25 protein-coding genes are annotated in these 22,526 nt (G+C 63.6%); 10 read left to right on the top strand and 15 right to left on the bottom strand.

Annotated features, from left to right (window positions below; translation table 11 throughout):
* Window positions 1-705: 705 nt before the first annotated feature.
* From AC629_RS29760 to fliL, 4 genes are read right to left on the bottom strand one after another with little or no spacing between them, the layout of a single operon-like run.
* Window positions 706-1,467, bottom strand: a complete 762-nt coding sequence (locus tag AC629_RS29760; RefSeq protein ID WP_084808416.1) for a MotE family protein — start codon at window positions 1,465-1,467, stop codon at window positions 706-708.
* Between the two features lie 9 nt (window positions 1,468-1,476).
* Window positions 1,477-1,923 carry a DUF6468 domain-containing protein gene (locus AC629_RS29755; protein WP_084808415.1) on the bottom strand — a complete coding sequence of 149 codons (447 nt, stop codon included), beginning with the start codon at window positions 1,921-1,923 and terminating at the stop codon, window positions 1,477-1,479.
* Complete coding sequence (gene fliM, locus AC629_RS29750; protein WP_084808414.1) at window positions 1,920-3,122, bottom strand: flagellar motor switch protein FliM; 1,203 nt, start codon at window positions 3,120-3,122, stop codon at window positions 1,920-1,922. Before fliM ends, AC629_RS29755 begins: the two co-directional genes overlap by 4 nt.
* A 19-nt stretch (window positions 3,123-3,141) precedes the next feature.
* Window positions 3,142-3,642, bottom strand: coding sequence for a flagellar basal body-associated protein FliL (gene fliL, locus AC629_RS29745; RefSeq protein WP_084808413.1), 501 nt, complete (start codon window positions 3,640-3,642; stop codon window positions 3,142-3,144).
* 383 nt (window positions 3,643-4,025) lie between these two features.
* On the opposite strand from fliL, the gene flgF reads away from it, so the two are divergent.
* Genes flgF through flgH form a run of 4 tightly spaced genes read left to right on the top strand, consistent with a single transcriptional unit; the run spans window position 4,026 to window position 7,499 of the window.
* Window positions 4,026-4,787, top strand: coding sequence for a flagellar basal-body rod protein FlgF (flgF, locus tag AC629_RS29740; RefSeq protein WP_084808412.1), 762 nt, complete (start codon window positions 4,026-4,028; stop codon window positions 4,785-4,787).
* Between the two features lie 16 nt (window positions 4,788-4,803).
* Window positions 4,804-5,592, top strand: a complete 789-nt coding sequence (gene flgG / locus AC629_RS29735) for a flagellar basal-body rod protein FlgG (protein ID WP_084808411.1) — start codon at window positions 4,804-4,806, stop codon at window positions 5,590-5,592.
* Window positions 5,593-5,603: 11 nt separating this feature from the next.
* The gene (gene flgA / locus AC629_RS29730; protein WP_084808410.1) at window positions 5,604-6,731 is read left to right on the top strand and encodes a flagellar basal body P-ring formation chaperone FlgA; all 1,128 of its coding nucleotides are present in this window, start codon (window positions 5,604-5,606) and stop codon (window positions 6,729-6,731) included.
* A gap of 3 nt (window positions 6,732-6,734) precedes the next feature.
* A complete protein-coding gene (gene flgH / locus AC629_RS29725; protein ID WP_084808409.1) occupies window positions 6,735-7,499 on the top strand; it encodes a flagellar basal body L-ring protein FlgH in 765 nt (254 codons plus the stop codon).
* A gap of 152 nt (window positions 7,500-7,651) precedes the next feature.
* On the opposite strand, the gene AC629_RS29720 is transcribed toward flgH, so the two are convergent.
* From AC629_RS29720 to AC629_RS29705, 4 genes are all read right to left on the bottom strand, one after another.
* Window positions 7,652-8,431: a 2-keto-4-pentenoate hydratase gene (locus AC629_RS29720; RefSeq protein ID WP_084808408.1), complete on the bottom strand. Its 780-nt coding sequence runs from the start codon at window positions 8,429-8,431 to the stop codon at window positions 7,652-7,654.
* A 79-nt stretch (window positions 8,432-8,510) separates the two neighbouring features.
* Window positions 8,511-9,539 (bottom strand): SDR family oxidoreductase, encoded by a 1,029-nt coding sequence (locus tag AC629_RS29715; RefSeq protein ID WP_084808407.1) that lies wholly within the window; start codon window positions 9,537-9,539, stop codon window positions 8,511-8,513.
* 391 nt (window positions 9,540-9,930) lie between these two features.
* A complete protein-coding gene (dksA, locus tag AC629_RS29710) occupies window positions 9,931-10,296 on the bottom strand; it encodes an RNA polymerase-binding protein DksA (RefSeq protein WP_008554760.1) in 366 nt (121 codons plus the stop codon).
* Window positions 10,297-10,513: 217 nt separating this feature from the next.
* Window positions 10,514-11,125, bottom strand: coding sequence for an NAD(P)-dependent oxidoreductase (locus tag AC629_RS29705; RefSeq protein ID WP_084808406.1), 612 nt, complete (start codon window positions 11,123-11,125; stop codon window positions 10,514-10,516).
* A 139-nt stretch (window positions 11,126-11,264) separates the two neighbouring features.
* Between AC629_RS29705 and AC629_RS29700 the strand changes: the two genes are divergently transcribed.
* Window positions 11,265-11,636 (top strand): winged helix-turn-helix transcriptional regulator, encoded by a 372-nt coding sequence (locus tag AC629_RS29700; RefSeq protein WP_084808405.1) that lies wholly within the window; start codon window positions 11,265-11,267, stop codon window positions 11,634-11,636.
* A gap of 4 nt (window positions 11,637-11,640) precedes the next feature.
* Here the strand turns inward: AC629_RS29700 and AC629_RS29695 are convergent, their stop codons facing one another.
* A complete protein-coding gene (locus AC629_RS29695) occupies window positions 11,641-12,054 on the bottom strand; it encodes a flagellar assembly protein FliX (RefSeq protein WP_084808404.1) in 414 nt (137 codons plus the stop codon).
* A 269-nt stretch (window positions 12,055-12,323) separates the two neighbouring features.
* Between AC629_RS29695 and AC629_RS29690 the strand changes: the two genes are divergently transcribed.
* From AC629_RS29690 to AC629_RS29675, 4 genes are all read left to right on the top strand, one after another.
* Window positions 12,324-13,448, top strand: coding sequence for a flagellar basal body P-ring protein FlgI (locus tag AC629_RS29690; protein ID WP_084808403.1), 1,125 nt, complete (start codon window positions 12,324-12,326; stop codon window positions 13,446-13,448).
* On the top strand, window positions 13,448-13,828 hold the full coding sequence (gene flgJ / locus AC629_RS29685; RefSeq protein WP_084808402.1) for a flagellar assembly peptidoglycan hydrolase FlgJ: 381 nt from the start codon (window positions 13,448-13,450) through the stop codon (window positions 13,826-13,828). The genes AC629_RS29690 and flgJ overlap by 1 nt, the downstream gene beginning before the upstream one ends.
* Before the next feature lie 11 nt (window positions 13,829-13,839).
* A complete protein-coding gene (locus tag AC629_RS29680; protein WP_084808401.1) occupies window positions 13,840-14,337 on the top strand; it encodes a hypothetical protein in 498 nt (165 codons plus the stop codon).
* A 161-nt stretch (window positions 14,338-14,498) separates the two neighbouring features.
* Complete coding sequence (locus tag AC629_RS29675) at window positions 14,499-14,861, top strand: hypothetical protein (RefSeq protein WP_084808400.1); 363 nt, start codon at window positions 14,499-14,501, stop codon at window positions 14,859-14,861.
* Window positions 14,862-14,885: 24 nt separating this feature from the next.
* Here the strand turns inward: AC629_RS29675 and flbT are convergent, their stop codons facing one another.
* From flbT to flaF, 3 genes are all read right to left on the bottom strand, one after another.
* Complete coding sequence (gene flbT, locus AC629_RS29670) at window positions 14,886-15,272, bottom strand: flagellar biosynthesis repressor FlbT (RefSeq protein ID WP_084808399.1); 387 nt, start codon at window positions 15,270-15,272, stop codon at window positions 14,886-14,888.
* A 277-nt stretch (window positions 15,273-15,549) separates the two neighbouring features.
* Window positions 15,550-15,915 carry a hypothetical protein gene (locus AC629_RS29665; protein WP_084808398.1) on the bottom strand — a complete coding sequence of 122 codons (366 nt, stop codon included), beginning with the start codon at window positions 15,913-15,915 and terminating at the stop codon, window positions 15,550-15,552.
* 31 nt (window positions 15,916-15,946) lie between these two features.
* Entirely contained in the window at window positions 15,947-16,315 is a 369-nt protein-coding gene (gene flaF / locus AC629_RS29660; protein ID WP_084808397.1) for a flagellar biosynthesis regulator FlaF, read from the bottom strand.
* 327 nt (window positions 16,316-16,642) lie between these two features.
* Here flaF and AC629_RS29655 point away from each other — a divergent pair, with 327 nt between their 5' ends.
* The gene (locus AC629_RS29655; RefSeq protein ID WP_168195610.1) at window positions 16,643-17,899 is read left to right on the top strand and encodes a flagellin N-terminal helical domain-containing protein; all 1,257 of its coding nucleotides are present in this window, start codon (window positions 16,643-16,645) and stop codon (window positions 17,897-17,899) included.
* A gap of 206 nt (window positions 17,900-18,105) precedes the next feature.
* Here the strand turns inward: AC629_RS29655 and AC629_RS29650 are convergent, their stop codons facing one another.
* The 3 genes from AC629_RS29650 to AC629_RS29640 all read right to left on the bottom strand — a co-directional run bounded on the left by AC629_RS29650 (window position 18,106) and on the right by AC629_RS29640 (window position 22,526).
* Complete coding sequence (locus tag AC629_RS29650) at window positions 18,106-19,365, bottom strand: flagellin N-terminal helical domain-containing protein (RefSeq protein ID WP_084808395.1); 1,260 nt, start codon at window positions 19,363-19,365, stop codon at window positions 18,106-18,108.
* Window positions 19,366-19,776: 411 nt separating this feature from the next.
* Complete coding sequence (locus AC629_RS29645; protein WP_084808394.1) at window positions 19,777-21,276, bottom strand: pyridoxal phosphate-dependent decarboxylase family protein; 1,500 nt, start codon at window positions 21,274-21,276, stop codon at window positions 19,777-19,779.
* On the bottom strand, window positions 21,273-22,526 hold the full coding sequence (locus AC629_RS29640; protein WP_084808393.1) for an ATP-grasp domain-containing protein: 1,254 nt from the start codon (window positions 22,524-22,526) through the stop codon (window positions 21,273-21,275). The genes AC629_RS29645 and AC629_RS29640 overlap by 4 nt, the downstream gene beginning before the upstream one ends.

Below are 22,526 nucleotides of genomic sequence, written 5' to 3'. Positions count from 1 at the left end.
GGAAAGAGCCTCTTCCGCAGTCTCTGCATCAAGCTCACGGCAAGTCGATCCCGAAGTTTCTGGTTGCACGACAAAGACAGAAACAATCAGAAACATTTCGAAATGTACAGCCTAAAGGAAGGTCGGTTTACAACGTCAATCAATGCGCGACAGTTTGATGCTCACTTTTAGCCACATTGGACAATTGGCTAGTGCCGGCCGTCCACCCCCATCCCGCAGTACGGGAGCGCTGTCGCGCTCCAAGGAATCGTCGAGGTGTAGCAATTGCAACTTTGCCCAGTGCAGGCTGGACCGCGCCGCGCCATTCGCCACGCGATTGCCGGCACACTTGATTGGAAGCCAATATACGCGTCTTAGGGGTACGGCGCGGTTGATCCATGGGCAACGAACTCGTCGTTCGAATGTCCCACCTTCCAACAGCTCAAAAGATGTGTCGAGCCGTCCAGTGCGTTCGTATGTCAACCGAACGGCAACAACACTCAATCCGGAATCAGGCCGGGGTGATTGCCGCCCTTGCGCACGCGCATAATTCGACGATTATTCGAACCTATCGAGATCAGGGAACGTGGCCTTCTCATCAAGAATCGAGCTGGCCTCATTCATCTCCTTGAAGACGTTCAAGCGGGTGAAGCCGATTTCGGCCACGTCCTAGTTTATGACAGGAGCCGATGGCCTTCAAACCAAGGACTCCTTAAGTTTGCGCCCTCAATTCGGCTTTTGCGTCGGCTTGCCGTCGATCTTGGGCAGGTCGCCGGCCGAGGCCGATTGATCTCCGCCGCCATTGGCGCGGCGGGCCATCTCCACCGTCAGCCGCTCGGCGGCCTCGGGCGACATCAGGCCGAGGATGTCCGACATCTTGCGCGGCGCGATTTGCGAGGCGATCTCGATCAACACGCCCATTTCGAGCCGGTCGAACACCCGCGCGGCGTCCTTGGGCTTCATGCTCTCATACATAATCACGAGGCCCTTCATGCGCTGGGCTTCGGCGGCCTTCTGCTCGGCCTGGGTCGTGGAAATGCGGGATTCCACCGCCTTCATCTCCTCGACCTTGTTCTCGATGCGCTTTTCGGCCGACTTCAGCAGGCTCTCGCGGATGTCGATCTCGCGCTGGCGGGCCTCGATCTCCTGGCGGCGCGCCTGCAAGCGTTCCAGGATCGCGCGCTCCGAGGCGGAGACTTGCGGCTGGGCCTCGTCCATCTTGACCGCGCTGCCTTCGGGCTTGGTCTCGGGAGCAGCCGGCTTCGGCGGCTCCTTCGCTGCGCCATGGGTCGACCCGGTGATATCCGGGTCGTCGCGGCCGGTCGGGAAGTTCAGATTTTCCTGGGCCCAGGATTTCTTGGTCTGGCTCGGCTGGTAGTCGAAGACATAGCCGCCATTGACCACGAGGCCCGCCACCTTGAGCATGGCGAGGCCTGCGACGGCAACCAGGACGACCGGTATGACGCGGATGTTACGAAAGGACTTCATGCCCTGACTTCATGCGGCAAGACCGTTGGATCGCCGGCGCTCGGAGAATGCTTCGGCCGCAGCCGCAACCGCCTTCGCGGACGAGGGCTTGGCCACGGCCGCCGCAACCGTTTCCGGACTGGTCACGGGGCGCGCGGCAATCGCGATCTTGGACAGGCGCCGCACCACGTTGTCGGCTTCGCCGAGCTGCTTGTAGAGCTGGTCGGACATTTGCGTCGCCGCCGCAAGCTGGCTGCCGAGGTTCTCGTTGACGTCGCGCACCGCCAGCTTCAGCCCGCCGATCGCGCGTTCGGCGATCTCGGTGGCGGTGATCAGCTCGGCGATGACCGCCTTCAGCGAATGCTCGTCGGCCTTGAGCCGGGTCAGGCGCTTGTTGAGCAGGATGCAATAGCCGATGGTGAGCATCAGCAGGATAGCCACCAGCGTTTCGATCGCCATTCCAAGGGAGTGGTTCATGGGGCCTCCATCATCTTGTTCTGCTCGTCCACCTTCTCAAACATCGCAAGTGTCGTACTTGGCTTGCGCAAGGGTTTCGTCACCCGAATCGCGACGCGGTCGCCGACCCGGCCCATCCGTCCCTCGGTCAGGGTGACGTCGCCGCAGCGCACGGTCACGTTGGCGTCCGCGCGCATGTCCAGCGGCAGGGTGTCGCCGACCTTCAGCCGCATCAGCTGCTTGAGCGGAATATCGGCCTCGTAGAGCACGGCATCGACCGCGATCTCGGCCTGCACGATCTCGGTGGCGAAATGGCCCTCCCAGACCGGGTCGCGGCCGAACTTTTCGCCCATGAACATCTGGAGCAGGACGCCCCGGATCGGCTCGATGGTCGCATACGGCAGCAGCAGCTCGATGTTGCCGCCGCGGTCCTCCATGTCGATGCGCAGGCGCACCAGGATCGCGGCGTTGGCCGGACGGCTGATCGCGGCGAAACGCGGATTGGTCTCCAGCCGGTCGATCGTGAAGGTCACTGGCGACAGCGGCCGGAACGCCTGCTCGGCGTCGGCCAGCACCACCTCGACCAGCCGCTTGACCAGTTCGGTCTCGATCGTGGTGTAGGGCCGGCCTTCGATGCGGAGCTGGCTCGTGCCGCGGCGGCCGCCAAGCAGCACGTCGATCATCGAGTAGATCAGGCTGGAATCGACCGTCGCCATTCCGAAGTTTTCCCACTCCTCGGCCTTGAACACCGAGAGCACGGCCGGCAGCGGGATCGAGTTCATGTAGTCGCCGAAGCGCACCGAGGTGATGCGATCGAGCGAGACTTCGACGTTGTCGGAGGTGAAATTGCGCAAGGAGGTCGTCAGCAACCGCACCAGGCGGTCGAAGACGATTTCGAGCATCGGCAGACGCTCGTAGGAGACCATCGCCGAATCGATGATCGCGCGAATGCCGGAATGGTCGTCGATCGTGACGTCGCCGACCGTGAAGCCGAGGAGGTTGTCGATCTCCTCCTGCGACAGCACCCGCTCGCCGGAGTTCTTGCCGGTGCCGAGATCGCGGCTGCCGTCCTCGACCATGGCCGCCCATTGCAGGGCCATGGTCTCAGATAATTCGTTCTGAGCAGCAGCCTTCGCGGCCTCGGCGGGATCCTCGGAATCGAGCGAGGCCTCCCACTGGGCGGCAATTGCATCCTGGTCGACTTGGTCAGTGCCCGCCATGATCCCTAGCCCGTCATGCTCACTGGATCACGACTTCCTTGAACAGCACCGCGCTGACCTGGATCGGGGCCACGGCCGCGTTGACGCGCTTGGTCAACTCTTCCTTGAGGCGGAAGACGCCGGCGGAGCCGTTGAGGTCGGAGGGGCGCAGTTCGCGCACATAGGTCTGGAAGATGTCGGTGACGCGCGGCATCGTCGGCTTGATCGCCTCGATCTGCTTCTCTTCCTTCAGTTCCAGCACGATCTTCAGCCGCAGATATTGCACGCGCTCGCCCGGCGCGCCGGCGAGGTTGACCATGATGTCGGGCACGTCGACGAAGGACGGCGGCTTCGGCGGGGGCGCCGCCTCGGCGTGATGCTCGTCGTCGCCGTGACGGAAGAGCAGAAACCAGGTCGCGGCGCCGCCTCCGAGCAGGACGAGCGCGGCGACGATGATCACGATCAGCTTGAACTTGCTCTTCGGGGCAGCGGCTTCCGCGCCTTCGGCGGCTGCGCCGCCTTCCGCTTCATTCTCTGCCATGGTCGATCGCGCTCGCTCATCTCATAAGGGGCGAAAGAGCGAAGCCTCCTGGCAGACAGTGACGCGATACAAATGCCCCAGCGCAATGCGCTCCTCTTGCACGCAAACGCTACGGTAATAATGGTTAACGGAACCTTTCGATTGGGCCTCAGGTAGGAAAAATCTGCCGGGCAAACATGGCTAACAGAACCTTTCTGCCGCCTTCCCGCGCCGGCCAAAAATCTCCAATACATTGAAAGTACACAATTTTCTAAGTTGGCACGACTTTCGCTGAGAGAGTGCCGAGACCCCGCGGTTTGGGAGAACCCGACGGTCTCGATCACGGGGTTCGCCAAGGCGCTTGGGAGAGCGAGGTGGCAGATCTCACTCAGGGGAGATTTCCGATGCAGAACGCGCTTCTGATCGGCTTGTCACGTCAGATGACGTTGGAACGGCAGATGGATGTCATCGCCAACAACGTCGCCAATGCCAACACCAACGGCTTCAAGGCCGACCATTCGCTGTTCGAGGAGTACCTCAACTCGAACGCGCGCGAGGACAATTTCGTCGGCTCCGACCGTCGCGTCTCCTATGTCCAGGACCGCGGCACCTTCCGCGACGTCGGCCAGGGGCCGATGGAGCCGACCAACAATCCGCTCGACATGGCGATCGACGGCAACGCCTTTTTCGCGGTGCAGGCCAATGGCGCCGAGCTCTACACCCGCGACGGCAAATTCTCGCTCAACAGCACCGGCCAGCTCGTCACCTCCGACGGCAACCTCGTGCTCGGCACCGGCGGCCCGATCACCTTCCAGCCGACCGACCACGACATCAACGTCGCGCCCGACGGCACGATCACGGTGCTCGAGGGCACGGCAAAAACCGACTCGATCCGCGGCAAGATCCGCATGGCCTCGTTCGACGATCCGGCCAAGCTAACCAAGCTCGGCGCCAACCTCTACAGCGTCGGCTCCGCGACCCAGCAGGCCAACACCAAGTCCAGCGTGCGCCAGGGCTACATCGAGAAGTCGAACGTCAACTCGGTCGGCGAAATGAGCCGCATGGTTGAGATCATGCGCAGCTACACCGCCATCGCCAGCCTGCTCCAGCAGCAGAGCGACCTCCACAAATCGGCGATCGAGAAGCTCGCCGACGTTCCGGCCTGACTGAGGGAGAACTGACATGCAGGCGCTTCACACCGCAGCGACCGGAATGGCGGCACAGGAACTCAACGTTCAGGTGATCTCCAACAACATCGCCAACCTGCGCACCACCGGCTTCAAGAAGCAGACTGCGGCATTCCAGGACCTGATCTACGAGCACGTCCGCCGCGTCGGCGCCCAGTCGTCCGACCAGGGCACGATCCTGCCCGTCGGCGTCGACATCGGCGGCGGCGTCAAGACCGTCGGCACCCCGCGCAGCATGACGCAGGGCACGCTGTCCCAGACCGGCAACGATCTCGACCTCGCGGTCTCGGGCGACGGCTTCTTCAAGATCCTGATGCCTGATGGCACCTACCAGTACACCCGCGACGGCACCTTCCAGACGGACCATCAGGGCCGCATCGTCACCGCGCAGGGAAACCCGGTGCAGCCGACGATCACGATCCCGAACAACGCGTCGGGCCTGACCGTCAACGTGCAGGGCCAGGTCTCGGTGACGCTGCAGGGCTCGTCGGCCTCGACCATTCTCGGCCAGATCGGCCTGACCCGCTTCATCAACAAGGCGGGCCTCCAGCCCGTTGGCAGCAATCAGTTCACCGAGACGCCCTCCTCCGGTCCGCCCCAGGACGGCACGGCGACCGCCGAAGGATACGGCAACATCACCCAGGGCAGCCTCGAGCAGGCCAATGTCGACGTCGTCTCGGAGATGAGCGACCTGATCGCGGCCCAGCGCGCCTACGAGATGAACGCCAAGGTGATCAGCGCCGCCGACCAGATGATGCAATCGACCACGGCGCTGTTCCGCTGAGGGTGATGACAATGATCCGCACCACCCTTGCCACGATCTCCGCTCTCCTCGCGCTGGCGCTACCGGTAGAGGCCGCCGACGACGTCATCGCCGTGCCGACGCTGCGCGCGAGCGTCACCGTGACCGCCGACGTGGTACGGGTCGGCGACCTCGTCGACAATGCCGGGTCCGCCGCGCTGATCCCGGTCTACCGCTCGCCCGATCTCGGCACCACCGGCGCGCTGCCGGTTGCGCAGGTCCTGAGCGTGTTGCGCGCCAAGCAGGTCATCGGCGTGATGACCGGCGACATCAAGGAGGTGTCGGTCACCCGCCCCGCCCGCACGCTCGCCAACAAGGACCTCGAAAATGCGGTCGCCTCCGCGCTCGAGCGCCGCTTCGGCCTTGGCGATGCCGCCAACATCAGCGTCACGTTCGACCGCGGCGTCGCCGACATGCATCTCGATGCGTCCAACACCGGCGCGCTTCAGCCGGTCGCAACCCGCTACGACGCGCGCAGCGGCCGCTTCGACATCGCCTTCGAGATCGGCAATGACAGCAATCCGGCGCCGACCAAGCTGCGCTTCACCGGCACCGCGATCGAGACGGTGGAAGTGGCCGTGCTGACGCGCGACATCGATCGCGCCGAGCTCCTGAAATCCTCCGATATCACGGTCGAGCGAAAGCCGAAGGCGGAAGTCACCGGCGAGCCCGCCTCGCGCGACCGCACCATCGGCATGCTGCTCCGTCGGCCGATGCGGGCGGGCACCCCTATCCGCGTCGCCGACATCGTCAAGCCCGACTTCGTGCAGCGCGACCAGAACGTCACGATCATCTACCAGGTGCCCGGCCTCTACCTCACGACGCGCGGCAAGGCGATGGAGAGCGGCGCCGAGGGCGACACCGTCAGCGTGCTCAACCTGCAGTCCAAGCGCACACTCACAGGCGTCGTCACCGGCCGCGGCCAGGTGACGGTCGAGGGCGCCAGCCAGTCCGCGCCAATGGCGCCCGCGGTCGAACAGACTTCGTCGATCAAGCGGGACGAAACGCCGGCCGCGGCCCTCGCCCGGAGCCTGGTCGAGGCTCCGCTGTCTCCGGCCCAGATTGCGCAAGCCCAGATCCCGCAAGTTCACGTCTCGCAAGCTCCAGCCAAGTCAGAGTAAGTCATGTCCTCGTTCAGTTCGGCTTCCCGTCTCCGTCGCATCGCGATCTCGGCCCTGCTGCTGGCAACCTGTGCACTGGCGAGCGGCTGCTCCTCGATCGATCGCCTGTCGCAGATCGGCGAGCAACCGAAGCTGTCCGCGATCGACAACCCCACGACGCAGCCCGGCTACAAGCCGGTGCAGATGCCGATGCCGAAGCCGGAAGTCGCCTCCTACAATCCGAACTCGCTGTGGCGCAACGGCAGCCGCGCCTTTTTTAAGGACCAGCGCGCCCATCAGGTCGGCGACCTCCTGACGGTGACGGTCAATTTCACGGACAAGGCCAACATCGCCAACGAGACCCAGCGCAGCCGTACCGCCACGGAAGATTCGGGGATTAAAGATTTTATCGGCAGCCAGACGGTGACGCAGCCCCTGAAGATCCTGCCCGGCCGCATCCTGACTACAGACTCCACCTCCTCCTCCGACGGCAAAGGCTCGGTCCAGCGCCAGGAAGCGTTGCAGACCAACGTCGCCGCCGTCGTCACGCAGGTCCTTCCGAATGGAAACCTGGTGGTTGAAGGCAAGCAGGAGATCCGCGTCAACTTCGAGATTCGCGAACTGGTTGTCGCCGGCATCGTGCGGCCCGAGGACATCCAGAGCGACAACACCATCGACTCCAGCAAGATCGCGCAAGCCCGCATCGCCTATGGCGGCCGCGGCCAGATCACGGACGTGCAGCAGCCGCGCTACGGCCAACAAGTCATGGACGTGCTGCTGCCCTTCTAAGTCTCTCCCGAGCTCCCACATCGTGTTCGCGAACCTAGGCGCGAACGACGGTGTACTACGCGGCCTCCGGTAGCTCCCCTGCCGGAGGCCGCATATATTTTGGCGATGGTGCGGCGGCAGCGAGTTCAGCGCCGCCCCCCGAACTCCTGGCGTCAGGTGAACTCCGCCTCGACGGTCCCCAACCCTTCCAGCTCCATCCGCACCTTATCTCCGGCCTTCAGCCACAGCGTCTTGACCAAACTCCCGGTCAGCACGAGCTGTCCCGCGTGCAGGCCCTTGCCCTCGGCGGCGAGATGATTGGCGAGCCAGGCGAGCGCGTTGTGAGGGTGGCCGAGCACGTCGGCGCCGGTGCCGTGGCTCACTTCCTCGCCGTTGACGATGGCGCGGCCTTTGACCGCCCCCAGGTCCGGCACTGACGAGCGCGGCACCGCCTCACCCAGCACGCAACCGGCGGCGAAGAAGTCGTCGGCGATCAGTGTCGGCGCGCCCATCGTTTCCCATTTCACGTAGCGGTCATCGACGATCTCGATCGCGGGAGCGTAGGCGTCGACCGCCTCGCCGACCCATTCGGCTGTAAACGGCGCCTCGCCGGCGGAGAGAGTGCGCAGCAGGCGCACCGCGATCTCGCATTCGACGCCGACCCGGACGTAGTCGGAAGCGGCGAGCTTCACGCCGCTGTCGTGCACGCCCTTCTGGAACACGCCGCCGCCACAGGGATGCCGGATGCCGATATAATCCTGCATCACCTGGCTGGTGCAGCCGATCTTGTAACCGACGAGCGGGCCGACATTCTTCGGCAGAAGGTCGTGCAGCGCGCGCTGGACCTGATAGCCCTCGTCCTCGTCGGCAGGTGGATGCTGCAGCGCCGCGAGTGGCGCACGGTTGCGGCGCGCCAGCGCAATCGCCTTTGCGGCTTCGAGAATGTTGTCCATCGGCGCCGCCTCCCACGCTACGTTGTTCAGAGCGGCAGTTCAGCATTCCCGTCCGGACCTGACAAGCGTGGGTGTCCTCTCAGCGCTTGACGAGGCCGAGGCGGATCAGGCTTTCGGCCGTGCTGAGGATCGCTTCGTCGGTGGAACGGGGCTGCCAACCGAGCAGCGACCTCGCCTTGGCGCTGGTGAAATGCCTGACCTTGCCGAGCATCGGCACGACGGCACGCAGCCGGGGAATCCGGTTTGCAGCCAGCCGCACCAGCCAGTCCGGGGCCTGGAACCGCGGCACCCGGCGCGCCCCCGGTCCGAGTTCCCGCCGCAGCACTTTGGCAATGTCGAGGATCGACATCGTCTCGCCGGAGACCGCGATGAAGCGCTCGCCCCTGGCTTTCGGCGCGGTCATCGCCCGCAGATGCAGGTCGGCCACGTCGCGGACGTCGACCACGCCGAAATAGATCCGCGGCACCGCCGGCATGGCGCCGTCGAGCAGCGATTTGACGATCTCGATCGAGCCGGAGAAATCCGGCCCCAGCACCGGACCGAAAATGGCAGCGGGATTGACGACCGACAGTTCGAGCCCGCCACCCTCGCGCGCGATGAAATCCCAGGCCGCCCGTTCGGCCAACGTCTTGGATTTGACGTAGGGCTGGACGTCGGCGCCATCGAGGTTGGTCCAGTCGGTCTCGTCGAACGGCTTGTCGCGCGGCGAATGGCCGTAGCCGATCGCACCCAGCGACGAGGTGATGACGACGCGCCTGACGCCAGCCTCGCGCGCGGCGCGCAGCACCCGCAGCGTCCCGTCGCGCGCCGGGATGATCATCTCGTTCTCATCCTTGGGCACACTGGTCGACAGGGGCGAAGCGACATGGAGCACGTAGTCACAACCGGCGACCGCCCCGCGCCAGCCGTCGTCCCGGGTGAGGTCGGCTGTGAAGAAGGACAGGCTCTCCGGCGAAGCCGCCCCACCCTCGCGCAGCATTGCGCGCACGTCGGCTTGCCGATCCGGCCGGCGCACCGTGGTCCGCACCGCATGGCCGGCGGCCAGAAGTTGCAGGACAACGTGGATGCCGACGAAGCCCGACCCGCCGGTGACCAGGACAGTGCTCATTGCCAAATTCCCTTCGCTGCGTGGTGCCTGCGTTTAAGGAAATATTGAGCTGGTCAAAGCTTTATGGCGACGCGCACTTGGGAACTCTCAAGCGACGCGCGAGGCGTGATTGCCGCGATACTTGATGCAATTTGATCGGCGTCTCAGCATTCGGGTCGATCTCTTTGATGCGACTCGCAAAATCTCCCGCGCCTGAAGTGAAGGCTGTTTCTCATCCAAACTCACATGAGCTCGGAGGAATAGACCTTAGCCCATTGATCGCGATTCACTTTTCGCGATTGTGCTCGCGCGTTGAGGCGCACGGCTGCTGGCAGCAGGCAAAATGCTAGTTGTGGCGCGAAACGGCGCCCAGGTTCCAAAAACAAAGAGCCGCAACTCTGCGGCTCGGACTCTATTCGTCGCGGTAGACCTTCTCGCGTTTCTCGTGGCGCTCCTGCGCTTCCACCGAGAGCGTCGCGATGGGCCGGGCCTCGAGCCGCTTCAACGAGATCGGCTCCCCGGTATCCTCGCAATAGCCGTAGGTGTTGTCCTCGATACGCTGGAGCGCGGCGTCGATCTTGGCGATCAACTTGCGCTGGCGGTCGCGGGCGCGGAGTTCGATTGCGCGGTCGGTTTCGGACGATGCCCGATCGGCGAGATCGGGGTGGTTCACGTTCTCCTCCTGCAGGGCCTGCAGGGTGAGCTTGGACTCTTTGAGGATCTCATCCTTCCAGGCGAGGAGCTTCAAACGGAAGTACTCCTTCTGCCGGTCGTTCATGAAAGGCTCTTTTTCGGTCGGTCGATAGTTTTTCAACTTTTCCAAGGGCGGCCTACCTAGCTAAGCAACGACTCGCTCAACGGAACGGGGTCCCGTTGAGCGGGGCCTTATATAGCTATGCCCTGTGACAGACAATATTTCCCTGATCGCCCAGATGGCGCCCCCAAGCCCTTGCACAAGAAGGTTTATCCGCGAGGCTCCAGCGGCGGCTCAGTGCTCAGTAGCCAACCGTGAAGCGCTGCCTCAAATGGACCGGCCGCTCGATCTCATCGGCGAGCGCAATGGCGTAGTCCGCGAAGGTGATCCAGCTTTTCCCGTTCGCATCTGCGAGAAGCTGGTCGGTCCCGAGCCGGAACCTGGCCGTCCGTTCTCCCTCGGTGAACAGCGCCGATGGCGAGAGGAAGGTCCAGTTCAGTTCCTTTTCCTGCCGCAGCAGCTCGAGAAAGGCCGAACCTGCCTCCGCCTCAGCCTTGTATTGGGCGGGAAAACCGGAAGCTGTGACCAGCTCGACGCCCGGGGCGACCTCAAGACTGCCGGCTCCGCCGACGACCAGATAACGACCCACCTTGGAGTCCTTCGCCGCGCCGATCAGCTTGAGTGGGTTGCTGGCCAGGAAGTGCACGGAACTCACGGCAACGTCGTGCCCCGACCAGAGTCTGGCGAGACCAGCCTGGTCGAGCACATCCCCCTTGGTGGGCGTGACATTTGGCAGGGCCGCGATCTTCTCGGGGTTCCGGGCGATAGCCGTGACCGCGTGGCCGCGGCGGGACAGTTCCTTGGTGATCACCGACCCGGCCCGGCCCGAGGCACCGGCGACTGCGATTTTCATGGGAGGCTCCTTTGCTATAGTAACTAATGGTTACTAGATATCTCAAAGGATGCTGGTGTTAAGAGAGCACTTTGTGCTTACCTGATTACGCCTAGGTAACCGGCAAGCGCCTGAACGAACGGATCGCGAGGACCCGACAATGAAACCCGATGTCTATGCAGCGAACTGCCCCACGCGCCAGATCCTCGATCGCGTCGGCGACAAATGGGCGGTGCTGATCCTGCTGCTGCTGCGCGAGGAGCCGATGCGTTTCAATCAGCTGCGTCGCACGATTGAAGGCATTTCGCAGAAGATGCTGAGCCAGGTTCTCAAATCGCTCGAACGCGACGGCCTGATCAAACGCCGCGCCATCGCGACCGTGCCTGTGACAGTGGAGTATTCGATCACGCAGCTTGGCGTGACGCTGGCGGCGGCGGTCGATCCCTTGCGCGATTGGGCCGAACAAAATCTGAAAGACGTGCTTGCCGCCCAGCGCCGCTACGACTCGCAGCAGAAGGAAGAAGCGGCGTAAGGCGCTACGCCTGCCCGGCCTTCGCCAGCTCGACCTCGACGCGCAGCTCGATCTCGGAGAGCACGCTATCGAGGCCAGGATCGCCCGAGGACGATTTCAGGTTCGTCGCCGCATCGCGCAGCCGCATCACGGTCGAAGCGTCGAGATTGCCGGACAAGAGCCCCATCTTGAGATCGTCGAGCACGTCGAGCGCCGTCCTGCCGCGGGCGACCGAACGTTTGCGGCGCTCGACCGGATCCTCCTCGATGCCTTGCAACGCAAGCAATGCGTCGATGTTGGCGGCGGCCTTCGGCGCCGCTGCGGCCCGCGTCTCCTGCGCCGACGAGGTGTCGGGCAGCACGAAGGTGCCGGAGCCCGTCCGCCTGGCCTGGCTGGCCGGCGTTCCAAGCGTGGTGCCGTTCGGTCCGTAGATGCGCATCGCAGCAATCCAGGTGATCGATGCCTCACCTTCGCGGTATTATGGTTAACGGCGCGTAAACAACCCGGCAAAATCTGCCGCCATGCGGCAGTTTCGCTCCTCAGGGACAACACCTGCTGGCGCCGGCCGCAACAGATTTATTCAACTCATTCAATCACCTACCCCCGCCGCCCCGCGTTGGCACAGCACTCGCAAGGAAAGCGTCGGACCAGCTCGTCATGGGAGTGTCGCAGACGGTCCGAGATTTGAGGAGCCTCGGGGAGCAGAGGATGCCAGGCGTTCGTTGGGTGAGAATCGTTGGGGTGGCCTGCGCCGCGCTGTCAGCGCTGGCGCTCTCGGTCGCGCCTGCAGCCGCGACCTCGCGCATCAAGGATCTCGCCAACATCGAAGGCGTGCGGCAGAACCAGCTCATCGGCTACGGCCTCGTGGTCGGCCTCAACGGCACCGGCGACACACTCAACAACATCCCCTTCACCAAGCAGTCGCTGCAAGCGATGCTCGAACGCATGGGCGTCAACATCCGCGGCGCCACTATCCGCACCGGCAACGTCGCCGCAGTGATGGTGACCGGAAACCTGCCGGCCTTCGCCACCCAGGGCACGCGCATGGACGTCACTGTCTCCGCGCTCGGCGACGCCAAGGATCTGCGCGGCGGAACCCTGCTGGTCACTCCCCTGCTCGGCGCCGACGGCAACGTCTATGCGGTCGCCCAGGGTTCGCTCGCGATCTCCGGTTTCCAGGCCGAGGGCGAAGCGGCCAAAATCGTGCGCGGCGTTCCGACCGTGGGCCGCATCGCCAACGGCGCCATCATCGAGCGCGAGATCGAATTCGCGCTCAATCGACTGCCGAACGTGCGGCTCGCGCTGCGCAACGCCGACTTCACCACGGCCAAGCGGATCGCGGCCGCGATCAACGACTATCTCGCCGTCAAGACAGCCGAGCCGATCGATCCCTCGACGGTGCAGCTTTCGGTCCCGCCCGAGTTCAAGGGCAACGTCGTCGCCTTCCTCACCGAGATCGAGCAGCTTCAGGTCGATCCAGATCTCGCCGCCAAGATCGTCATCGACGAACGCTCGGGCATCATCGTGATGGGCCGCGACGTCCGCGTCGCCACCGTCGCAGTGGCGCAAGGCAACCTCACAGTCACCATCTCCGAGAGCCCGCAGGTCAGCCAGCCCAACCCGCTGTCGCGGGGACGCACCGTGGTGACGCCACGCAGCAGCGTCGGCGTCACCGAGGATGGCAAGAAGTTCGCCGTCGTCAAGAATGGCGTCTCGCTTCAGCAGCTCGTCGACGGGCTCAACGGCCTCGGCATCGGCCCCCGCGACCTCATCAGCATCCTCCAGGCCATCAAGGCCGCCGGCGCAATCGAAGCCGACATCGAGGTGATGTGATGCAGACCGGCATGATCAATACCGCGCACGTCGTCAACTCCGCTTTCTCGAACTCCGCCTTCTCGGTGGAGAGCCGCAACGGCCGGCCCGATTTCGAGCTCGCCGCCGCGCTGCAGAAGGTCTCGCCGCAGCAGCAGACCAAGGCGCAGAAGACCGCCACCGATTTCGAGGCGATGTTCCTCAACAGCATGTTCTCGCAGATGACCTCGAGCCTGAAGGGCGAAGGCCCGTTCGGCGACACGCCGGGCACCGGCGTGTGGCGCTCGATGCTGACCGAGCAATATTCCAAGAACTTCGCCAAGGCCGGCGGCGTCGGCGTCGCTACTGAAGTCTACCGCACCCTCATCCTGCAGCAGGCGAAGACGATCCGCACGGCATAAGGTCAAACGAGATGAACCACTTCAACGCCTCACGCCGGCCGATGCAAGCGCCGCGCCCGAACGCTGCGCCCGAGAGCGCCGTGGCACGCAAGATCGCCGAGCACCTGATGGATGCGATGAGCTCGCTGCTCGGACTGATCGAGCGCGAGACCGAGCTCGTTCGCGCCGGCAACGTCCGCGAGGCCATGACCCTCGAGGGCCAGAAGCAGGAGCTGTCGCGGAACTATGTCGGCGCCGTCAGCCAGTTGAAGGCGAACCAGGCCGACCTCGCGAAATCCGCGCCCGAGCTGCTCTCGACGCTGCATCGGCACCACGACGCGTTCCGCGCAATGCTCCAGGTCAACCTCACCGTGCTCGCGACCGCACACGCGGTCTCCGAAGGCGTCGTGCGCGGCGTCAATGCCGAGATCCAGAAGCGAAACGTGCCGAACACCTACACGGCGGCCGGGCGTCGCGCCGCTCCCGGGCCGCGCCACATCACGCCGCTCGCGGTCAGCCGCTCGCTCTGAGCGCGCAAGCCAAGAACACGCGACAATTTTAGCAAAAAGCGCGCGGCTGCGTCGTCGCGCGGTTAGGTACGTTTCCTAACCCGACCTTTAATCCTGGTGTTCCATAGTTGCGCGATCAGACGGGTTGGGATTTGACTCGGGGGCAAAGCCAGGAGGCTGCCGTGAGTACAGATTTCAGCATTCGACCGGTGGGGATACCGGTCGCTACGTTACCCATAGCGACGTCGAGCGCGGCGGCGAACGATGCCGTGCGGACCGATTTGCCCACGCACCAGACCGTCGGCGCGAGCGACGCTGGGGCGGCCGCGCGCAATGATCTGCAGTTTAGCCAGAACGTTTCGCGTCAGGTCGTGTTCGACCAGGCCGCCGCATCCTTCGTTTTCCAGGTCGTCAACGAGAAGAACGACCAAGTGGTGGAGCAATTTCCGGACGAGGCGATGCTGCGCCGCCGTGCCTATTTCCACGCGCTCGACCTCAGCAAGGCCGATGCAGAACGCCCGCTGTCGACCGATCGCAGCGCCTGACGTCGTGAAGGCTGATCGGCAGAGCTAAACGGTCTGCTTCAGCAGCTCCTCCTCCCGTCTGATGAGCTTCTGGATCTCCTTCAACGAGTTGTACAGAGAGCCGCTCAGAATCAGCGTGCTTGCATCCTCGATCGACTTTCTAAAGCTCGGCACCGCCTCGAGCAGATCCTTGACGAAGCTCACATAGAGCTCCTGATATTTCGGAATATCGTTCTCCAGGTACATCATCTGGACGCAGAGATAGAGCCGCTTCACGGGCGTATTGGCTGTCTCCGCGGTCAGCAGATCCTTCTCGCGCAGGATCGGCGCCTCTCCAGAGATCAATAGCCTGGTTCGCGTATCGGAGTTGGTGATGAGACTTTGACCGATGATGATTCGCTCGAAGGGCTTCAGTTCAACTTTCAGCGCCATCGCTGTTACCTCCTGCGCTCATACCAAGAACAAGCCGTCTTCGGCTGGCCCATTCGACGAAGCGAGAGATGAAAGGCTCCTGCTCCGGCGGGCTGACCAGGTTCATCGAATGGAATCCCACCGCCGACTGCGCAGGAGCCACTTCGAACGTCCTGCTTGCGGCCCAAGCCACTTCCGTTGCCAAACGGTAAACGGATTTGGTTAACGAGACTTTAACTACCCCGGCGCGGCACGCTGACCGGTGAGCCGAACGCCGCGATGCGAAGTCCGGCCGCGATCAGACCAGGTCGGCGTAGGCCGTATTGAGCACGCTCGCGCCGGTCGCAGGATTGGTGACGACCGTCTTGATCTGCGCGTGACCGACCTTTTTCAGCAGGAACTTGGTATCGCCGATACGGAAGGAATTGTCCTTGATCAGCACGTCCTGGTACTGAATTGGACCCGTGCCGCTCTGGTACTTGACCTTGGCGCGAAACCCTTGAACGTCAAAGATGGAGAACGAAAACTTCTCGCCCGTGGAGTACGTGCCCTTCCAGGTTCCCGTGTAAAGGGTGGAATCGACCGGAACATACTTCACATTCGATGACGACGGCGTTGGCGCCGTCTTATAGCTGTTGCTCAGAATGCTAAAGATGTCTGCCATCGCTTGAATTCCGTTCGCTCGGAACGTCCTCTCAGGCGCGCCCGCTCAATCCCGCCGCGATGTTGCGGTTGATCTCGATCAACGGCTTGAAGTGCTCCCGCTGCGGGCTGATCTGCAACGCCGCTGTCTGGGACAGCACGAAGACGCTGATGTTGGCGATGTTCTGCCGCACGTGCAATGGCTGCGGGTTTTCATCGCGCTGAGCTTCGCTGAGAAAGATCGACCAGAGCTTGCGGTTGTAAATCAGCGCTTCGGACATCTGCGCATAGGTCGCATCCGGATCGGTCATCGCGACATGCAACTTGTTCGCAGCTTTCAATAGTGCCTGGGCTTCAATATCTCGCGGGGATGAGGTGGCAGTCGCGACGCGCGCGTAGGCTTGAGCGGCAGCACTAGACATTCGTCACCTCAGCAACCCCTTCTCCCGTCCGGCAAGCTTCCGGATTCCGTCTTGCTAACCCCTAAAGGCGGCCAATTAAGATTAACTTACTCGCTGCCTGAATTCGCCTCATCACTGGACGGCGCCGCGCTTTTGGCCGGGAAAGTCCGCTTCGGCCGAACACTGCCACTGCCGTCGCCGTACCGGAACGTCTCGTTAACCACGTTTCGTAAACAGTGGTTAACCATATTTTAAAAGCTCTTGTTCACTCTTTGCGACGGCTGAAACCACTGAGCGCATTGACCCGGACCAGGACGCCGGCGGTGCCCACCAAGGGAAGTCATTCAAATGTCCGACATTGTCCTAACCGCGTCAGTCCGCCAGAATCTGCTCTCGCTGCAGGGAACCGCCGAGCTGCTCGCGACCACGCAGACGCGCCTCGCTACCGGCAAGAAGGTCAACAGCGCGCTCGACAATCCCACGAACTTCTTCACGGCGGCCGGCCTCGATGCCCGCGCCAGCGACATCAGCAATCTCCTCGACAGCATCGGCAATGGTGTCCAGGTGCTACAGGCGGCTGATACCGGCATCACCTCGCTGCAGAAGCTGGTCGATACCGCCAAGTCGATTGCCAACCAGGCACTACAGCAGCCAACGGGCTACAGCACGAAATCAAACATCCAGTTCACCGGCACGGGCGTTCCCACCGGCACGGGCGGAGCCATTGCCGCGGACCTCACCACCAGCAAGCTCAACGGCGGTATATACACCTTCACGAATGCCGCCGGCACGGCTGTCACGATCACCATCGGCACTTCGCCAACGAGCTTCAATCCGGTGACCAAGACCGCGCAGGTCCAGTCCCTGGCCCAGCTCAACCAAGCGCTGGCGGATGCAGGCGTCAACCTGGCGGCCTCGATCACCGGCCCCGACAGCCTGACCTTCATCTCCACCAATGACGGCGCGGGTCAGGTGATCACCGGGACCGCTGCACCCACGGCTCCCTCGGCTCTGGACGCGATCAACATCAGTGCCGATGCTGTCGGCGGCGGCGCAGGTGGCGCGGTGGTGGCAGCGGTGCCCGACCCCGTGTCGCAGCAAGCTCGCGCAACTCTCGTCAGCCAGTACAACCAGATCCTTCAGCAGATCACCACGACGGCGCAGGACGCCTCCTTCAACGGCATCAACCTGCTCGATGGCAACTCGCTGAAGATGATCTTCGACGAGACCGGCAAGTCGACGCTCACCATCGCAGGCGTCACCTTCAATCCGAACGGTCTCGGCCTGACCCAGTTGGCCCCCGGCACCGATTTCACCGACAACGTCCTGACCGGCAAGGTGCTGACGGCGCTCACCAACGCCAGCGCTACGCTGCGCTCGCAGGCCTCGGCCTTCGGCGCCAACCTGTCGATCGTGCAGATCCGCCAGGACTTCTCGAAGAAGATCATCAACGTGCTGCAGACCGGCTCGTCCAATCTGACGCTCGCGGACTCCAACGAGGAAGCGGCCAACAGCCAGGCACTCTCGACCCGCCAGTCGATCGCGGTATCGGCGCTCGCGCTCGCCAACCAGTCACAGCAGAGCGTGCTGCAGCTGCTGCGCTGACGGCTCGTCTCCGCTACGCTCGCGAAAGGCGGCAGGGCTTTGTCCTGCCGCCTTTTGTTGTCGCAAGACTCTTCGACGCCAGCATTGGATCAATTGCGACTGCGGCGTCCGAGCAGGATTGATCGACATCTCAAACAACTCATACGCTCAAATGAAAAAGCGGCGGGACCGAAGTCCCGCCGCCTGGTCTTCGCTATCCGTTGAGCTCAGCGCAACAGCTGCAGCACGCTCTGCTGCGCCTGGTTGGCAAGCCCCAGCGCCGATGTTGCGATCGACTGGCGAGTAGACAGCGCCTGGCTGTTGGCCGCTTCCTCGTTGGAATCGGCCAAGGTCAGGTTGGACGAGCCGGTCTGCAGCACGTTGATGATGTTCTTGTTGAAGTCCTGACGGATCTGCACGATCGACAGGTTGGCGCCGAAGGCCGAGGCCTGCGAGCGCAGCGTGATGCTGGCGGTGTTGAGCGCCGTCAAGACATTGTTGGTCATGAAGTTGTCGGTGAGGTCGGTGCCGGCCGTAAGCTTGCTCAGACCGAGACCATTGGGATCGAAGGTCACACCCGCGATTGTCACGGTGGATTTGCCGGTCTCGTCGAACACCAGCTTCAGGCTGTCACCGTTGAGCAGGTTGATGCCGTTGAAGGAGGCGTCCTGCGCGGTGGTCTTGATCTGGTCGATGATCTGGTTGTACTGCGCAACCAGACCGGCGCGGGCGTTTTGCGACACCGTGTCCTTGACCGCGGCCGTGACCGAGCCGAGGGTGCCGCTGGCGGCCGCTGCCGAGATGTCGACCGCGTCGAGCGCGGTGGGAGTGGTGGCGGCGGCGCCGGCAGTGATGGTCTGGCCCGACGCATCGTTGCTCGAGGTGAAGGTCAGCTTGGTGGGCGCCGCGGCGTCGAACGAGGCCTGCAGGTTGACGCCCGCGTCGGACAGCGCCTGGTTGAGCTGATCGAGCGAGTTCACCGTGGCCGTCTTGGCGGTGCTGTCGAAGGCCGTGTAGGAAGCGCCGATCGTAATCGTAGCCGCCGTACCCGCCTTGGTGGTGAAGGTGATCACCGAACCCGTGAGCGCGCCCTGGTTCAGGTTCGCGGCGGTGGCGGTGCCGGCTGCTGCGTTGGCGCCGGTGAAGGCGACGCTGGCCTTCGACGTGTAGCCCGAGGGCTGCTGCAGCGCCTGGTTGGCGATCGACTTCGCGGTATCGACCAGCTTGGAGAGCGAGGTGATGCCGGTGTCGGCGGCCTGCAGGACCTGCACGCCGTTGCCGATGCTGTCGAGGAGGTTGCTGATGTCGCCGGCGCGGTTATCGAGGCCGGCGGCCGTGAAGAAGTTGGTGGGGTTGTCGAGCGCGCTGTTGACCTTCTTGCCGGTGGCGAGACGGCCCTGCGTGGTCGCGAGCAGGTCGGCGGTGCCCTGCAGCGAGAGCAGGTTCTGGCGGACTGAGGCAGTGAGGGTGATGTTGGACAGAGACATAGAACAACCTTTCTGGCGTTACACAACATCGGCCTTCTTGGCCGGGTACCGGACCCTACGAAGCCATTGATCAATGAAAACTGAATCGGACCGGTAGGATGCTCCGAATCCCTGCGGGCTTCGAAACTCATGCTTTAAGAAGGATGAAGATCGTTCGGAATACTCGCATCGCACGCCGATATCGTGGTTAACAGGCAACGAAGGTGTTGCAGGAGCGATCGCTCACGCGGCCAAATCGCGGCGGTAGCCGTCCACGAACGCGCGATAGTCGCTCGTGACCGACCCGTTGATGGAGAACAGGTACGACTCTCAAAGTCGCGATCAGCACGGCCGCCTGAGCGCTGTCTCACACCTGAAGCAAAAACGCCCCGGACCAGATCCGGGGCGTTTTTGTTTCGAAGCTCTCTGAAGTCACTGCGCCGCGAGCGGCGGCGCCACGACCTCGATCAATCCGTCGCCGCTTCGCTGCGCGCCGAACTCCAGCACGGCAGCCACAAGCGCATCGATGTCGGTCTCGTCGGTGCGATGATTGACGATGGCCGCGCGGATCGCGAACTTGCCGTCCAGCGTCGTGCTCGACGGCGCCGCGATGCCGGACTCCTGGATATCGGCAACGATCTCGCGGTTGGTCTCATCGTTGGCGCGATAGCGGAAGCAGACGATGTTGAGATTGACCGGCGCCAGCAGCTCCAGCCGCGGCTCGGCGAGAACGCGCACTTCCAGATATTTTGCCAGCGCACAGCTTCGCGCGATCACCGCACCCAGTCGGTCGGTGCCGAACGTCTTCAGCGTGAACCAGGTCTTCAGCGCGCGGAAGCCGCGCGACAGGTCGGGGCCGAGATCGCAGGGCCAGACGGTGCCCGCCGCAAGCCCCCTCGCCTCGCGGCGCAGATAGGCCGCCGGCTGCGCAAAGGCCTGCCGATGCTGCTCGCCGTCCCGCACCAGCAGGAAGCCGGCGTCGTAGGGCACCTGTCCCCATTTATGGAAGTCGAGCGCAATCGAATCCGCAAGCTCGATGCCGCCGAGCATCGGCGCGAGCTCGGCCGAGAGAATCGCGAGCGCACCGAAAGCACCATCGACGTGAAACCAGATTCCCTCTTCGCGGCACAACGCCGCGATGGCCTTGAGATCGTCGATCGCGCCGATGTCGACCGTGCCGGCGGAGGCGACGACGAGGAACGGCTTGAAGCCGACCTCGCGATCGATCGCGATCCGCGTGCGCAGCGCGGCGACATCGATACGATGATCGGCATCGACGTCGATCTTGCGCAGGGCATCGGTGCCGAGCCCGGCAATGTCCATGGCCCTCGACACGCAGCCATGCGCGGCACACGACGTGTAGGCCGTGAGCAGCGCTCCGTCATTGCCGATGCCGTGCTGCCGCGCCAGCGTACCGAGCGCGCTCGTCCGCGCCACCAGCACCGCCATCAGATTGGCCATCGATGTGCCGGTGACGAAGATGCCGCTCGCGCCTTGCGGAAAGGCGAACAGGCGGCGCATCCATTCGACGATCTGGCGTTCGACCTCGATCGGCATGTGGTCACGCCCGCCGAGATTGGCGTTCAGGCCGGCCGCGAGCATCTCCGCGAGCATGCCGACCGCGGTGCCGCCGCCATGTACCCAGCCCATGAAACCGGGATGGACGTTGCCGGTCGCATAGGGCGCAACACGCTCGGCGAACTCGCGATAGACCTCGGCGAGATCGCTCGCCTCGCGCGGTACATCGGCCTTCAATGCCGCGCGGACATCGTCGGGGATCGGCTGCCACACCGGCCGCGCGCGAACATTGGCGATGCTATCGATCGTCTCGTCCAGCATGCGATGGGCGAGCGCGCGAAACGCGCTCCAGTCCTGCGGATCGAGCGAGGTGTGCCTGACGGAGCTTTGCGTCTTGCGGATCATCTCGTTCATGCTGCACTCTCCTTGCTCGCTTTGGCATGGCGCGACAGCATGGCCGTGAACGCGGCAAAGATCTTCCGCATCTGCGGCGGCTTGTACGGGAACACGACCGGCGAATCCATGTTGTGCACGACGGCGGTGTTGTCGGCTTCGAAGACCAGCAGTTCGCGGTCCTGGTTCTCGGCACAATCGACGATGAAATAATCGAGGCCGACGCGCCGGCTCATCTCCTCGAGCGCGGCCTTATGGCGCGCAGCGAAAGCTTGATCGAAGTCGAGCATGAAGATGGCTTCCTCGGCTCGCTTCTCTTCGCTGAACGCCATGTAGGCGTTGAGATACCAGATGTCCCAGCGATCGGCGATCGCCATATGGCAGGCGTAAGGCTTGCCATCGACCATCGTGAGGCGATATTTGCGGTACAGTCCGTCCGGGCTCGCGTAATCGACGAAGCGCGCGACGAAGAAGTCCTGCTCTTCCCGTTCGGCAAGATAGGCCGTGAGCGCCGAAGCATCGTCGAGCTTTGCGAGCCCGACGCCGGCATGCGAACCGCGCGGCCGCGCGATCATCGGAAAATGCAGTTCGCTCGCGATGTCCCCGCAAGCGAGTTGCCCTTTCGAGAGCTTCGACAATTGCGCACGCGTCGCGTGGATGGTGGCGGGAATGTCGAGACCGGCGATGCCCGTCAGCAGCCGATACAGCTTGTCGCGATCGAGGTTGCCGATGAGATCGGGGCGGTTGAGCAGCGGCCGCGGCCAGTACGGCGCGGCCTTTCCGATGACGGCGAGCGCCCCGCGGCATTCTTCGGAATCGGACGCAACGACGATTGCAACGTCGTGATCCGGCAATTGCTCGGGCAGCCCGATGCCGTCGACCACATAGAGCGTCAACAGCTCGATATCGGAGTCCTCCAGCAGAAACTCGATCGGCGTGTTGCCGCCCATGTCGATCGCGGCCGCGAGCGCGAGCACACGCAGGCGCGGTCGTTCGACCGCGCAGGGCGAGCGAAACAGCCGATGAAAGGTCAGCACCTCGGCCTGGATAGCAAGGCCCATCTGCTTGTCACCGAGAAGCTGGACGATGAGCGAGAGATCGAGCCCCTCGCCCGCGTGTCCCGCTCCTGCAGAGAGCTTGGTGACGAGTTGGTCGCGCAGCGGCTGCAAATCCACCCCCTCGAAGGCCTGACGCGTCAGCTGCGCAAAGCCCATGCGGTCGGCAGATTGCGCCGCCGTCATGCTGACGGGCGACAAACTCGGATGTTGCAT

It is taken from the genome of Bradyrhizobium sp. NAS80.1 (assembly GCF_001908205.1).
Taxonomy (GTDB): Bacteria; Pseudomonadota; Alphaproteobacteria; order Rhizobiales; family Xanthobacteraceae; genus Bradyrhizobium.
Note: the sequence above shows the minus strand (reverse complement) of the source record. Positions and strands in the feature narration are given on the sequence as shown.

Excerpts from the sequence above, each read along its gene's own strand:
- AC629_RS29760 (WP_084808416.1), bottom strand. The coding sequence starts at position 1,467 with ATGAAGTCCTTTCGTAACATCCGCGTCATACCGGTCGTCCTGGTTGCC.
- AC629_RS29755 (WP_084808415.1), bottom strand. The coding sequence starts at position 1,923 with ATGAACCACTCCCTTGGAATGGCGATCGAAACGCTGGTGGCTATCCTG.
- fliM (WP_084808414.1), bottom strand. The coding sequence starts at position 3,122 with ATGGCGGGCACTGACCAAGTCGACCAGGATGCAATTGCCGCCCAGTGG.
- fliL (WP_084808413.1), bottom strand. The coding sequence starts at position 3,642 with ATGGCAGAGAATGAAGCGGAAGGCGGCGCAGCCGCCGAAGGCGCGGAA.
- flgF (WP_084808412.1), top strand. The coding sequence starts at position 4,026 with ATGCAGAACGCGCTTCTGATCGGCTTGTCACGTCAGATGACGTTGGAA.
- flgG (WP_084808411.1), top strand. The coding sequence starts at position 4,804 with ATGCAGGCGCTTCACACCGCAGCGACCGGAATGGCGGCACAGGAACTC.
- flgA (WP_084808410.1), top strand. The coding sequence starts at position 5,604 with ATGATCCGCACCACCCTTGCCACGATCTCCGCTCTCCTCGCGCTGGCG.
- flgH (WP_084808409.1), top strand. The coding sequence starts at position 6,735 with ATGTCCTCGTTCAGTTCGGCTTCCCGTCTCCGTCGCATCGCGATCTCG.
- AC629_RS29720 (WP_084808408.1), bottom strand. The coding sequence starts at position 8,431 with ATGGACAACATTCTCGAAGCCGCAAAGGCGATTGCGCTGGCGCGCCGC.
- AC629_RS29715 (WP_084808407.1), bottom strand. The coding sequence starts at position 9,539 with ATGAGCACTGTCCTGGTCACCGGCGGGTCGGGCTTCGTCGGCATCCAC.
- dksA (WP_008554760.1), bottom strand. The coding sequence starts at position 10,296 with ATGAACGACCGGCAGAAGGAGTACTTCCGTTTGAAGCTCCTCGCCTGG.
- AC629_RS29705 (WP_084808406.1), bottom strand. The coding sequence starts at position 11,125 with ATGAAAATCGCAGTCGCCGGTGCCTCGGGCCGGGCCGGGTCGGTGATC.
- AC629_RS29700 (WP_084808405.1), top strand. The coding sequence starts at position 11,265 with ATGAAACCCGATGTCTATGCAGCGAACTGCCCCACGCGCCAGATCCTC.
- AC629_RS29695 (WP_084808404.1), bottom strand. The coding sequence starts at position 12,054 with ATGCGCATCTACGGACCGAACGGCACCACGCTTGGAACGCCGGCCAGC.
- AC629_RS29690 (WP_084808403.1), top strand. The coding sequence starts at position 12,324 with ATGCCAGGCGTTCGTTGGGTGAGAATCGTTGGGGTGGCCTGCGCCGCG.
- flgJ (WP_084808402.1), top strand. The coding sequence starts at position 13,448 with ATGCAGACCGGCATGATCAATACCGCGCACGTCGTCAACTCCGCTTTC.
- AC629_RS29680 (WP_084808401.1), top strand. The coding sequence starts at position 13,840 with ATGAACCACTTCAACGCCTCACGCCGGCCGATGCAAGCGCCGCGCCCG.
- flbT (WP_084808399.1), bottom strand. The coding sequence starts at position 15,272 with ATGGCGCTGAAAGTTGAACTGAAGCCCTTCGAGCGAATCATCATCGGT.
- AC629_RS29665 (WP_084808398.1), bottom strand. The coding sequence starts at position 15,915 with ATGGCAGACATCTTTAGCATTCTGAGCAACAGCTATAAGACGGCGCCA.
- flaF (WP_084808397.1), bottom strand. The coding sequence starts at position 16,315 with ATGTCTAGTGCTGCCGCTCAAGCCTACGCGCGCGTCGCGACTGCCACC.
- AC629_RS29655 (WP_168195610.1), top strand. The coding sequence starts at position 16,643 with ATGTCCGACATTGTCCTAACCGCGTCAGTCCGCCAGAATCTGCTCTCG.
- AC629_RS29650 (WP_084808395.1), bottom strand. The coding sequence starts at position 19,365 with ATGTCTCTGTCCAACATCACCCTCACTGCCTCAGTCCGCCAGAACCTG.
- AC629_RS29645 (WP_084808394.1), bottom strand. The coding sequence starts at position 21,276 with ATGAACGAGATGATCCGCAAGACGCAAAGCTCCGTCAGGCACACCTCG.
- AC629_RS29640 (WP_084808393.1), bottom strand. The coding sequence starts at position 22,526 with ATGCAACATCCGAGTTTGTCGCCCGTCAGCATGACGGCGGCGCAATCT.